The following is an 11975-nucleotide window of genomic DNA, read 5'->3' as shown; positions in this document are numbered from 1 at the left end:
GACCCTCAAGGCGATAACCGGGTGAACGGAGCTAACGCGCGCCATGGCAACAACCTGCGCGACGACCCACAGGGAGTTCTCACACAGCCTCGGGCCACCTGCGGACCATCTGCTTCTGGCTGAGATAGTGAGAAAGCTGACGCTCAAACGACCCCATGTTGGCCTGCTGCCCGTTTCGTGGACACCGTGATAAGATGTTCAATGAGAAAGGAGAGCTGGAATGCAGTGACGGAGCTTCAGGCGAACGAGACGAGGTCGGCTAGCGCGGTACCAACTTTGCTATCAAGGTCGGCTAAGTCTGCAACGATGCGCATGTGATCCACGCCCACAATTGTTAGCATGTCTCGCTTTATGGCGGCGTGCGTTAGGTGGAAGCCAAAGTCGCTGGCTTGCTTGTGAAAGGGCAAGGTTTCACGGGCGCCAACCATGATCGAAACCGCCGGACAGGTGCCATAAGCGATACGCAGCGGGCTGAAGCGCTCCACGTCGTCCTCGGTGATATCGATGTGCTCCCTTAGAAAGGAATGCCGCAGCGGCGCGAGATCGTAGATGCCGCTCAGGAATAACGCACCTGCAATGACGCCGGCAGGCTGGCTAGCGTCAAGCAACAGAGCACCCAGATGCGCGCCAGCAGAATGGCCGCTGATTGTAAAACGTTCTGGGTCGCCGCCGTGTTCAGGGATATGGCGCCGCACCCAGTCCCGTGCGCGCCGCACCTGCGCAACCACCGTAGCCATCCCCACCGACGGCATAAGCGCGTAGTCGATTACGACCGCGATCGCTCCAGCGGCGGTGACAGTCTCTGCCACGAAGGAGAAGTCCTCCTTGGCGAACATACGCCAATAGCCGCCATGGACGAACATGTGCACGGCGCCGGTTGCCAGATGCGGCGGCGGGAGGAACATATCGAGCTTCTCGGCCGGAGACGGGCCATAGGCGATGTCGGACAGCATCGGCAGGCGTGCCCGCGTCGCCGCGCTGCGCTCAGCGTAAGCGACCACATGTCGGTCGAAATCCGGCACGTGGTCGCTGGTGCGGAATGGGTCGGTCATCATGCGGCTACTGGCGGTCAGAGCGTCGTGGCGATGTATTTTGCCTCCAGGAACTCCAGCACGCCATGGGTGCCGCCCTCCCGGCCGAGGCCGGACTGTTTGGTGCCGCCGAAAGGCGCTGCCGGATCTGAGACGAGGCCGCGATTCAGCCCGACCATGCCGGTCTCGATGCGGCGCGAGACGCGCAGTCCCCGCGTTAGATCGCGGGTGAACACATAGGCGGCGAGGCCGTATTCGGTGGCGTTGGCCAGCGCCACCGCCTCGTCCTCGCTCTCGAAGCGGCTGAGCGCGGCGACCGGGCCGAAGATCTCCTCGCAGCCCATGGCGGAATCTAGGGGCACGTCCGTCAGCACCGTCGGCGGATAGAAGAAGCCGGGGCTGGCCGGCCGTGTGCCGCCGCAACGCAATCGGGCGCCGCGCGCCAGCGCATCCCCCACCAGCCGCTCGATCTTGTCGACCGCCTTCGCCGTGATCATGGGCCCGCATTCCGTCTGCGCATCGGGACCGGGACCGAGCTTCAGCGCGGCCATGCGGCAGGTCAGCTCCTGGGCGAAACGCTCATAGAGACCGGACTGCACATAGATGCGGTTGGCGGCGGTACAGGCTTCGCCGGCATTGCGCATCTTGGCGAGCATGGCGCCTTCCAGTGCCACCTCGACATCGGCGTCGTCGAACACGATAAGCGGCGCATTGCCGCCGAGCTCCATCGAGCAGCTGATCACGTTCTTCGCCGCCTCGGCCAGCAGGGTCCGGCCCACGGGCGTCGACCCGGTGAAGGAGAGTTTTCGCACCCGCGGGTCTGCCAGCATCGCCGCCGTGACCGGCCCGGGTGCCGAGGTAGTGAGCACATTGACCACGCCCGGTGGCACGCCTGCCTCCTCATAGAGCGTGGCGAGCACGTAAGCGGTGAGCGGTGTCTCACTCGCGGGCTTCAGCACGACGGTGCAGCCCGCCGCCAGCGCCGGCGCGATCTTGCGGGTCGCCATGGCGGCGGGGAAGTTCCACGGCGTGATCAGCACGCAGATTCCGATCGGCTCGTAGTCGACGATGATGTGGTTACCCCCGGCCGGCGAGAGCGCGAAGTCGCCGGAAATCCGTACCGCCTCCTCGGCATTCCAGCGGAAGAACTCGGCGGCATAGGCGACCTCGCCGCGCGCATCGCGCAGTGCCTTACCGTTCTCCAGCGAGATCAGGCGCGCGAGATCGTCGGCGCGAGCGGTCATCAACTCGAAGCAGCGGCGCAGAATCTCCGAACGCTGGCGCGGCGGTGTCGCGCGCCAGCCTGCGGCCGCAGAGGCGGCGGCTTCGATGGCGGCCCTGGCGTCATCGAGCGTGGCATCCGGCACTTCAGAGAGCACCGCTTCCGTCGAGGGATCGACAACAGGAATGGACGGACGCCCCGCCGGCCGCACCCATTGTCCGCCAATATAGAGCCCGCGCGCGCCGGCTGCCGGATCGAGGGCGGGCAGAGCGCTGGAAGCAGCGGGAGAAAGCGCAGCTACGTTCATGGGCGGGTTTCCTGTACGAGAAGAAGGTCGGAGGCGGCGGCATGGAGGTCGCCGCGATAGGCGGCGTCGAGCAGGCAGGTCATCTCGGCCGGTCCGACCGGACGTGGATTGTTCTTGAGGAGACGCTCGATGCCGAGCGCCTGCTGGCCGGTCCAGGCGAGCTTGTCGGCAGGCAGGCCAAGCGCGGCGAGCGTCGTCGGAATGCCGATGGCGGCAAAGAGCCGAGCCACCTCCCCGATTGCCGCATCTGCCAGCGCCGCGCGCGAGCGCCCCTCGCCGGGAACGCCGAGCGCGAGGGCGATCTCGGCCATCTCACCCAGCGCGGCATCGCGATTGAAGCGCATGACATAGGGCAGCATCGTCGCGACACCGAGACCGTGGGCGGTGTGGGTCAGAGCCCCTACGGGATACTGGATGGCATGCGCAGCCGCCGTGCCTGCCGTACCGAAGGCGCAGCCGGCGGCCAGCGCCGCCATCATCACGTCGGCACGCGCGGCCTCGTCGCTGCCGTCACGCCAGGCACGCTCCAGACTGCGGCCGATGAGGCGGATGGCGAGCAGGGCGAAATGGTCGGTAAGCGCGCTCTTGCCGATGAAGACATGCTGCTGCGCCAGTTCGGGCGATGGAGGGCGCCGCCCCGCCGTCAACGCCTCGATGGCATGGGTGAGCGCGTCGGCACCGGCGATGGCGGTGAGCGCGGGCGGACAGGACAAGGTGAGGTCGGGATCGCAGATCGCCGTCCTTGGAATGAGATGCGGGCTGGAAATGCCGACCTTCAGCGTGCGGTCGGGATCGGAAATCACCGCGACCGGCGTCGCCTCCGAGCCGGTGCCGGCCGTGGTCGGCACGGCGATGATCGGCAGCACCGGACCAGCTATCTTGTACTCGCCGTAATAGTCCGGGAGCTGACCGCCATGGGTGAGCAGCAGCGCGGCGCATTTCGCCATGTCGAGGCAGCTTCCACCACCCATGCCGATGACGAGATCAGGCGCGAAGGGCCGCGCCACCTCTACGCAATCGGCCGCGCTGTCGCGCGGCACATCCGGCAGGACGCGGTCGTACACTTGCACCGCCAGACCGGCGTCGTGCAGGCCATCCATCAATTTAGCGAAGTCGTCCGACGCGGCGAGGCGCGCGTCCGTGCAGATCAGCGCCCGCTGGCCCAGACGCTGTGCCACGGCAGGCAAGGCCCGGCGCTGCCCCTTACCGAAGAGAATTTCGGTCGGCAACCGGATCGCGGAGAAGCATGTCACAGCAGTTATCCAATTGGCATAGCTGAACAAATCAGCTGATGAATCGATTCCTACATAAAATCGTATAGGATATCGTATTGAGTGACGCAAAGGATCGTGCTAGCTCTCGATCATTGTCAAGGGGCAAAACCGTGCGCAGTCCGAAACCTCTCGCCGCTTCCCACCATCTGGCGGATTCCGCTGAGCCGGCGCCGGCGATCCATCGTGCCGCGAGCCTCGCCGAGGAGGTCTATGAGGCCATCTTCGCGCGCCTCATGGCGCTGAAGATCCCGCCCGGCGCGCGCATCACCGTTGACAATCTGGTGCGCGAGCTCGCCGTGTCGCAGACCCCGATCCGCGAGGCACTAGGGCGGCTCGAGGGCGAAGGGCTGGTCGTGAAGACCCATCTCGTCGGCTATAGCGCGGCGCCGCAGATCACCCGCCGCCGCTTCGAGGAGCTTTACGAGCTGCGACTGCTGCTGGAGCCGAAGATGGCCGGCCGCGCGGCGGCCTCGATGACAGACGCCGCGCTGGCGGAGCTGACCGCCGCCGCCGGCGTCATGTCGCGCAGCGGCGGGGCGGACGAGCGCGCGCGCTACTCGCAGTTCGCCCGGCAGGATGCGCTGTTCCACGACCAGATACTGGAAGTCGCCGGCAATGAGCTGGTGCGCGAGACCCTGGCGCACCAGCACACCCATTTCCACATATTCCGCCTGATGTTCCATGCGCGCGTGACCGAGGAGGCGCTCGACGAGCATGAAGCCATCCTCGCCGCCTTCGCCGCGCGCAATGTCGATGCCGCCCGGCAGGCGATGCGCGCACATATCGAGCGCTCGCGCGACCGACTTCTTCCGGCGTTCGATTCATGACGGCGGCGCTCGCCCCCTCCCCCGCAGCGGACGGCGCCGTGGCGCCGGTGTTGCGCGCCGAACGGCTCTGCAAGGAGTTCGGCGGCGTCACGGTGCTGTCCGACGCCTCGCTCGACATAAGGCCGGGCGAGATCCATGCGGTCATCGGCGAGAATGGCGCGGGCAAGTCGACGCTGATGCGCCTGCTCTCCGGCTATCTCCGGCCGAGCGCGGGCGAATTACGGATGGACAGCGCGCCCATCGCCTTCCACGCGCCCTCGGATGCGCAGGCGGCCGGCATCGCGCTGGTGCATCAGGAGATCCTCCTGGCCGAGGCGCTGACCGTCACCGAGAACATCTTCATCGGTCGCGAGATCACCCGCTTCGGCGGGCTGGATGAGCGGGCCATGCGCGAGGCCGCCGCTGCGCAGCTGGCCGAGATTGGCTGCAAGGTGTCGCCCCGTGCACTGGTGCGCGACCTCTCGCTCGCCAACCGGCAGCTGGTGCAGATCGCCAAGGCGCTGCTCGGCACCCACCGCGTGGTGATCTTCGACGAGCCGACGGCGGTGCTGACCCATGACGAGGTCGATCCGCTGCTCGACATTATCGTCGAGCTGAAGCAGCGCGGTGTCGCCATCCTTTATATCAGCCACCGGCTCGACGAGGTGGAGCGGCTGGCCGATCGCGTCACCGTTCTGCGCGACGGCCGCATGGTCGGCACCTACGACGCCGAAGGCCTGACGCCGCAGCGTATGGCGAGCCTGATGGTCGGGCGGGAATTCGCCAGTCTTTACCCGCCGCGGCTGGAGCGCGAACTGGGCGAGCCGGCGCTGGAGATCGAGCACGCCGATGTTCCCGGCTTCGTGCGGGAGGTGTCGTTCACCCTGCGCAAGGGCGAGATCCTCGGCCTCGCCGGCATGATCGGCGCCGGCCGGACGGAGCTGTTCGAGGGGCTGCTCGGCCTTCGCCCGGCCAGCTTCGGCGCGGTGCGCCTGCACGGCCGGCCGGTTCACTTCGCCTCCCCGGCGCAGGCGGCGGCGGCCGGCTTCGGCTACCTGACCGAGGATCGCAAGGGCAAGGGCCTGCTGCTCGGCGAACGCCTCGCACCCAATCTCACCCTCGCCGCGCTGGATCGGGTGCATCCGCTCGCCGGCCTCGACCTCGCCGGCGAGGCGCGCCTGCTCGACACGGCCGTGCGCGGCTACGACATCCGCCTGCGCAGCCGCGACGCGCGGGCCGGCCAGCTTTCCGGCGGCAACCAGCAGAAGCTGCTGCTCGCCAAGGTAATGCTGAACGACCCGACCGTTATCGTCATCGACGAACCGACGCGCGGCATCGACATCGCCAACAAGAGCCAGATCTACGCCTTCATCCAGTCGCTGGTGCGGGAAGGTCGGTCCTGCATCGTCATCTCATCGGAAATGCAGGAACTGATCGGCCTTTGCGACCGCATCCTCGTCATGCGCTCCGGCCGGATCAACGGGGAACTCACCGGCGACGCCATGTCGGAGAGCAATGTCGCGCTTCACGCCACCAGCAGCGTGGCGAGCGAAACAACATCAGAGGGAAACGCACATGGCTGATGTCGCCGCCGCGCCGCCGCGCGCCCAGCACAATTGGTCCATCGGCTGGGGCGATGCCGGCCCCTTCCTGGCGCTCGCCGCGCTGGTAGCGATCGGCTTCCTCATCAATCCCGACTTCCTGTCGGCCAACAACATCGCCAATGTCGTCACCCGCAGCGCCTTCATCGCCATCATCGCCATCGGCGCCACCTTCGTCATCTCCTCGGGCGGGCTCGACCTCTCGGTCGGCTCCATGGCCGCCTTCATCACCGGCGTGATGATCCTGTTCATGAACTGGGTTGCGCCAAGCGTCGGCACGGCGGCGATCCCGCTCGGCATGGCGGTGGCACTGGTCACCGGCATCGCCTGCGGGCTGCTGAACGGCACCATCGTCACGGTCGGGCGCATCGAGCCCTTCATCGCCACGCTCGGCACCATGGGCATCTTCCGGGCGCTCATCACCTACATGACCGATGGCGGCACGGTGGCGATCGATCGCAGCCTGCGCGATGCCTATCGCCCGGTCTATTTCGGCGACGTGCTTGGCGTGCCGATCCCGATCCTGGTGTCGCTCGCGGTCGCGCTGGTGGCCGCCTATGTGCTCTACCGCACGCGCTATGGCCGCCGCTGCGTGGCGGTGGGCGCCAACGAGGACGTGGCGCGCTATTCCGGCATCTCTGTCACGCGGGTGCGGACCCTGGCATATGTCATCCAGGGCACCTGCGTCGCCATCGCCGCCATCTGCTACGTGCCCCGCCTCGGGGCGGCGACGCCGACCACGGGCCTGCTCTGGGAGCTTCAGGTGATCACTGCCGTGGTCATTGGCGGCACGGCGCTGCGCGGCGGGCGCGGGCGCGTCTGGGGCACGGTGGCCGGCGCGGTGATCCTCGAATTCATCGCCAATTTGATGGTCCTTTCCGACTTCGTCTCCGAATACCTCGTCGCCGCGGTTCAGGGCGTCATCATCATCATCGCCATGCTGATCCAGCGGATGTCGAAGAGGTAGGCGGACCACAAAGCCGGCGCGCGCGAGGCAGCCGCGACGCCCCGGGTTTCAAACAAGACTGCCGCACCATTGGAGGAAACGCATGCTCAGGAACATTCTGCTGGCCACTGGCATTACGACCGCTCTCCTGGCCGCCGGCCCGGCTTCCGCCGCGGAGAAGAAGACGATCGCCGTCTCCATTCCCGCCGCCGATCATGGCTGGACCGCCGGCGTCGTTTATCACGCCAACGCCGCCGCCAAGGAGATCAACAAAGCCTTTCCCGATATCGAGGTGATCGTGAAGACGTCGCCTTCGGCGAGCGCGCAGGTCAGCGCCATCGAGGACCTGTCGGCGACCCGCAAGCTCGACGCGCTGGTCATCCTGCCGCACTCGTCAGAGGAACTGACCACGCCGGTGAAGGCGATCAAGGACAAGGGCAGCTTTATCACCGTCGTCGATCGCGGCCTGAACGATCCCAAGATCCAGGACCTCTATGTCGCCGGCGATAACATCGCGGTCGGCTTCAACACCGCGAAGTTCCTGGTGGAGAAGATGAGCGGCAAGGGCAATGTCGTCGTGCTGCGCGGCATTCCCACCGTGATCGACGACGAGCGCATCAAGGGCTTCCAGGACGGCATCAAGGGTTCCGACCTCAAGATCCTCGACATCCAGTACGCCAACTGGAACAGCGACCAGGCCTTCAAGCTGATGCAGGACTACCTCGCCAAATACCCGCAGATCGACGCGGTGTGGGCGAATGACGACGACATGCTGCTGGGCGTGCTGGAGGCGATCAAGCAGTCCGGCCGCAAGGAAATCAAGTTCGCGCTCGGCGGCAACGGCATGAAGGAAATCATCGCGAAGGTGATGGCCGGCGACGCCGTGACCCCGGTCGAGACACCCTATCCGCCGTCCATGATTAAGACCGCCATCTACCTGACGGCCGCCCACTTCGCCGGCCATGCTCCGGTGCGCGGCTCGCTCAAGCTCGATGCTCCGCTCATCACCAAGGCGAACGCCGCTGAGTACCACTTCCCCGACTCGCCGTTCTAAGCGGTTCCGTTACGATCGGGTCCCGGACCATTCGCACGACAATAATCCAAGGGAGAAAACGACAATGCCAGGCAAGAAGATCCTGATGCTCACCGGCGAGTTCACCGAGGAATACGAGATCTTCGTGTTCCAGCAGGGGATGGAAGCCGTCGGCCACACCGTCCACGTGGTCTGCCCGGACAAGAAGGCCGGCGAGAAGATCCAGACCTCGCTGCACGACTTCGAGGGGCACCAGACCTATATCGAGCGGTACGGCCACCTCGCCGACATCAACAAGACCTTCTCCGAGGTCAAATTGGAGGAGTACGACGCGGTCTATTGTGCCGGCGGGCGCGGGCCAGAATATATCCGTACCGACAAACGCATCCAAGCGATGGTCCGCCACTTCCACGAGACCGGCAAACCGATCTTCACCATCTGCCATGGCGTGCAGATCCTCATCGCCGTGGATGGCGTGGTGACGGGCAGGCGGGTCGGGGCGCTCGGCGCGTGTGAGCCGGAGGTGCGTCTAGCGGGCGGAACCTATGTTGATCTCTCGCCCACCGAGGCTTTGGTCGATGGCAATATGGTCTCTGCCAAAGGTTGGACGGCACTAGCAGCTTTCATGCGTGAATGTCTGAAGATCCTCGGCACGGAAATCCACCACACGGATATCGCTCCGGTCACAGCGACGCGCGCGGCGTGAGGCCTTTGGTCCCAGGCGCCCCCTGGATCGCCTGGGACCAAAATCGACTGCTCCGACGAACTTTTTGATCGACTAGAGAGCATCGCACGCGGAGCATTTGATGGCGGCCAAGCGCGCAGACAGGCTAATGATTGAAGCTGCCGACCATAGTGTCGATAAGGATTCGTACCTTCCTCGGGACATGCTGACCAGGCGGGCGCACGATGTATATGCCGACGGGTGGCAGCTCGTAGCGCGTCATGATTGGTATCAATTCGCCTTTAGCGACATAAGCTTCCGCTATAACTTCCCCTAATGCGACGATGCCGACGCCCGCTGCGGCAGCTTCTGCCAGCGCGTAGGCGTTGTCTGCCTTGAAGCGTCCTTGAGGGTGAACTGTGAAAGTCTGGTCGCCGTTGCTGAAGGTCCAAGTTTCGTTGCCCGGCGTGATCGCGGAATGCTTCAGGACGTCACTGGGCGTATCTGGTGCCCCGTATTCGTCGAGATAGGCGGGGCTTGCGTATAAGCGAACCGGCAACGTGCCGATTTTGCGGGCGACAAGGTTCGAGTCCGGCAGGTAGCCGACGCGGATAGCGCAATCGAAGCCCTCGGCGACGAGATCCACATAGCGGTCTTGGAACCGGGTGTGGATGTGAAGGCTCGGATGGCGACGGGCCAACTCACCGAGCGTCCGGGCAAAATGCGTTCCGAAGGAAGCCGGGGCCGCAATCCGGAGCAGGCCGCGCAGGTCACCGTCCGGCGACATTTCCTCGCGGGCTGCGTCTATCACTCTGCAGATGCTCGCGGCCTGGTCGCGAAAGAGGAGACCCGCCTCCGTGAGGACTGCCCCGCGCGTGGTGCGCGACACGAGTTGTGTGCCAAGCTCCTGCTCGAGCCGCACAAGCCGGCGGCTAACGATTGATTTGGCAATGTTTAGCCTGCGGGCAGCGGAGATGATGCCGCCGGCATCCGCCACCTCGACGAACGTCCTGAGATCTTCGATCTCCACATCTCCTCCCGATTTGCGCTTCAGAGCGACCGCCAAGTGTTCCGCTATTGGGAACAACCGGTAGCATCTCGCTTGACTAGTGGCGAGGGCGGGGAAGGCGCATCCATTGGTCCGCGGACGAAGGATAGTCCGGCGCACCTCAGGAGATAACCCATGGACACCACCCGCCGCCTCCCGCTCGCCGGCCGGATTCTGATCGGCCTTCCCTTCATTCTCTTTGGGCTCGGCAAGGCTGGCACGTACGATGCCACGTCGGCATGATCGAAGCGGTCGGCCTGCCATTCCCGCCGCTGGCTTTCCTCGCGGCTGTATCGCTGGAGATTGTTGGCAGTCTGCTTTTGATCGCTGGCTACAAGGTCCGTCCCGTTGCCCGGGCTCTCACGATCTTCACGATCGCCACCGCCGTTTATTTCCATGCCAACTTCGCGGATCGGAATACGTTCGTGCACTTCTTCAAGAACGTCATGATGGCCGGCGGCCTCCTCCAGATCGCAGCCTTCGGGGCCGGAGCGTTTAGCCTCGACGGGTTTCTGGCCAAGCAGCGCGCCCATGCGACCGGTCTGGCCGCCGCGCACTGATCCGTTCCTATTGATCGAAATTGCAGAGTCGGACGCGCTGTCACCACTCGCCCGGCTTTCACGCCGGGCGTTCCTGATCTTGCGACCCCGCAGACCGGTTTCGACAGCTGGTGGCGCGTCCCGCCCGCAGCCAATTTCGTCCGACCAAAGCAAGGCGTCACCGCGCCTCCCGAACGAGAGAGAAGGATGCCATCTATGTCCAACACCAACCCGAAGCCACGGATCGCACTCATCATCGGCTCGACACGCGCTGCGCGCTTCGCTGATGCTCCGGCTACGTGGATGTTCAAGCAGGCTGAGGCGCGCGACGACATGGACGTTGAACTCGTCGACCTGCGCGACTTCGATTTGCCCTTTTTCGATGAGATCGCGTCGAACGCCTTCGTACCGAGCCAGAACCTGGAGGCGGTCCGCTGGCAAGAGACTATCGCCCACTTCGATGGTTTCATCTTCACGGTGGCCGAGTACAACCATTCGCTGACCGGCGCGCTCAAGAACGCACTCGACCAAGCCTACACTGAGTGGAACCACAAGCCGTACACAGCGATCGGCTACGGTGGCGTCGGAGCGGCGCGCGCGATCGAGCACCTGCGTCTCATCGGCATCGAGTTGCAGATGGTGTCCACTCATGCCGCGGTTCACATCGGCGGCAGCGACTTCTTCACCGTTTTCCCAGCCGTAGGTAACCAGCCGATCGAGACGATCGAGCAGAACCTCATCCCATCGGCCAAGGCAGCGCTGGACGAACTTGTCTGGTGGGCGAAAGCGACAATGGTGGCGCGTGCCTCAGCCGCTTGACGGCCTCTATCGAGACTAGGCACCAAGCTCGACTAGCGTTAGGTGCACGGGATCGACAGACCGTTTCTACCGCGAAGAGGAAGAGTGCGACGACAACAAATAGCGGTTTGGGGGCGTGGCCGGACTGTCGGCCGCGGGGCAGCGAATCCCGTTTAGCTGCCCTTCTGCATCCGCCTCCTCGATCGCCGTTCGAGGTGTTTTCGTCGTCGCTCGAAACCTGCATGTTGGGTTTCATTGGACGGCAGAGGTGGGCCGGAAGCCGACTGGCCGTCTTGGCTGTCGCTGTGCAGATAGCCGCCGTTCCGCACCGGACCGCCTAAAGGCCGTTCAGACACGCTCCGGAAAATGTCTGCTGCAGGCGATCCTCGCCCACCGGGTTCGCCACCGATTACGGCTCCCAACTCGGCGGGCTCCCAATAGAAGCACGCAATGCCTCGGCGAAGGCTCTCACCTTTGCACTCGGCTGCGGCAGGGCACGCAACAGATAGATTCCTGACGAGTCGTCGTTCCATGGCTCGCCGCCAATTCCTAGCCGCACCAGCTTTCCCACCCTGACATCCGGTCCGACAACCCAGCTCGATAGGAACGCAACACCCAAGCCTGCCTCAGCCGCTGCGCGCAGGGCTTCGAAATCATCCGAGCGGAACGACACCGTGCCGTTCCCGGCGTGGCCCGCCGGGCAGCC

12 protein-coding genes are annotated in these 11975 nt (G+C 64.9%); 7 read left to right on the top strand and 5 right to left on the bottom strand.

Annotated elements, in window-relative coordinates:
- Positions 1 to 236 precede the first annotated feature (236 nt).
- The 3 genes from J2X65_RS26555 to J2X65_RS26545 are packed head-to-tail and all read right to left on the bottom strand — an operon-like array spanning position 237 to position 3813.
- Positions 237 to 1052 carry an alpha/beta hydrolase gene (locus tag J2X65_RS26555; protein WP_310208415.1) on the bottom strand — a complete coding sequence of 272 codons (816 nt, stop codon included), beginning with the start codon at positions 1050 to 1052 and terminating at the stop codon, positions 237 to 239.
- Between the two features lie 17 nt (positions 1053 to 1069).
- On the bottom strand, positions 1070 to 2560 hold the full coding sequence (locus J2X65_RS26550) for an NAD-dependent succinate-semialdehyde dehydrogenase (RefSeq protein WP_310208412.1): 1491 nt from the start codon (positions 2558 to 2560) through the stop codon (positions 1070 to 1072).
- Positions 2557 to 3813 carry an iron-containing alcohol dehydrogenase gene (locus tag J2X65_RS26545; RefSeq protein WP_310208409.1) on the bottom strand — a complete coding sequence of 419 codons (1257 nt, stop codon included), beginning with the start codon at positions 3811 to 3813 and terminating at the stop codon, positions 2557 to 2559. The genes J2X65_RS26550 and J2X65_RS26545 overlap by 4 nt, the downstream gene beginning before the upstream one ends.
- Before the next feature lie 197 nt (positions 3814 to 4010).
- Here J2X65_RS26545 and J2X65_RS26540 point away from each other — a divergent pair, with 197 nt between their 5' ends.
- From J2X65_RS26540 to J2X65_RS26520, 5 genes are all read left to right on the top strand, one after another.
- Positions 4011 to 4661 carry a GntR family transcriptional regulator gene (locus J2X65_RS26540; RefSeq protein WP_310208418.1) on the top strand — a complete coding sequence of 217 codons (651 nt, stop codon included), beginning with the start codon at positions 4011 to 4013 and terminating at the stop codon, positions 4659 to 4661.
- On the top strand, positions 4658 to 6223 hold the full coding sequence (locus J2X65_RS26535; RefSeq protein ID WP_310208406.1) for a sugar ABC transporter ATP-binding protein: 1566 nt from the start codon (positions 4658 to 4660) through the stop codon (positions 6221 to 6223). Before J2X65_RS26540 ends, J2X65_RS26535 begins: the two co-directional genes overlap by 4 nt.
- Positions 6216 to 7208, top strand: coding sequence for an ABC transporter permease (locus J2X65_RS26530; protein WP_310208403.1), 993 nt, complete (start codon positions 6216 to 6218; stop codon positions 7206 to 7208). Before J2X65_RS26535 ends, J2X65_RS26530 begins: the two co-directional genes overlap by 8 nt.
- 82 nt (positions 7209 to 7290) lie before the next feature.
- On the top strand, positions 7291 to 8241 hold the full coding sequence (locus J2X65_RS26525; protein WP_310208400.1) for a substrate-binding domain-containing protein: 951 nt from the start codon (positions 7291 to 7293) through the stop codon (positions 8239 to 8241).
- 64 nt (positions 8242 to 8305) lie between these two features.
- Positions 8306 to 8926: a DJ-1/PfpI family protein gene (locus tag J2X65_RS26520; RefSeq protein ID WP_310208397.1), complete on the top strand. Its 621-nt coding sequence runs from the start codon at positions 8306 to 8308 to the stop codon at positions 8924 to 8926.
- 124 nt (positions 8927 to 9050) lie between these two features.
- Here the strand turns inward: J2X65_RS26520 and J2X65_RS26515 are convergent, their stop codons facing one another.
- Entirely contained in the window at positions 9051 to 9914 is an 864-nt protein-coding gene (locus tag J2X65_RS26515) for a LysR family transcriptional regulator (RefSeq protein ID WP_310208394.1), read from the bottom strand.
- A gap of 257 nt (positions 9915 to 10171) precedes the next feature.
- On the opposite strand from J2X65_RS26515, the gene J2X65_RS26510 reads away from it, so the two are divergent.
- Both J2X65_RS26510 and J2X65_RS26505 read left to right on the top strand, forming a co-directional pair.
- The gene (locus J2X65_RS26510) at positions 10172 to 10492 is read left to right on the top strand and encodes a DoxX family protein (RefSeq protein WP_310208391.1); all 321 of its coding nucleotides are present in this window, start codon (positions 10172 to 10174) and stop codon (positions 10490 to 10492) included.
- A gap of 195 nt (positions 10493 to 10687) precedes the next feature.
- A complete protein-coding gene (locus J2X65_RS26505) occupies positions 10688 to 11290 on the top strand; it encodes an NADPH-dependent FMN reductase (protein ID WP_310208388.1) in 603 nt (200 codons plus the stop codon).
- A 388-nt stretch (positions 11291 to 11678) separates the two neighbouring features.
- Here J2X65_RS26505 and J2X65_RS26500 read toward each other — a convergent pair.
- A partial coding sequence (locus J2X65_RS26500) for a LysR substrate-binding domain-containing protein (RefSeq protein WP_310208385.1) occupies positions 11679 to 11975 on the bottom strand: 297 nt, incomplete at its 5' end.

The organism is Ancylobacter sp. 3268 (genome assembly GCF_031456575.1).
Taxonomy (GTDB): domain Bacteria; phylum Pseudomonadota; class Alphaproteobacteria; order Rhizobiales; family Xanthobacteraceae; genus Ancylobacter.
Note: the sequence above shows the minus strand (reverse complement) of the source record. Positions and strands in the feature narration are given on the sequence as shown.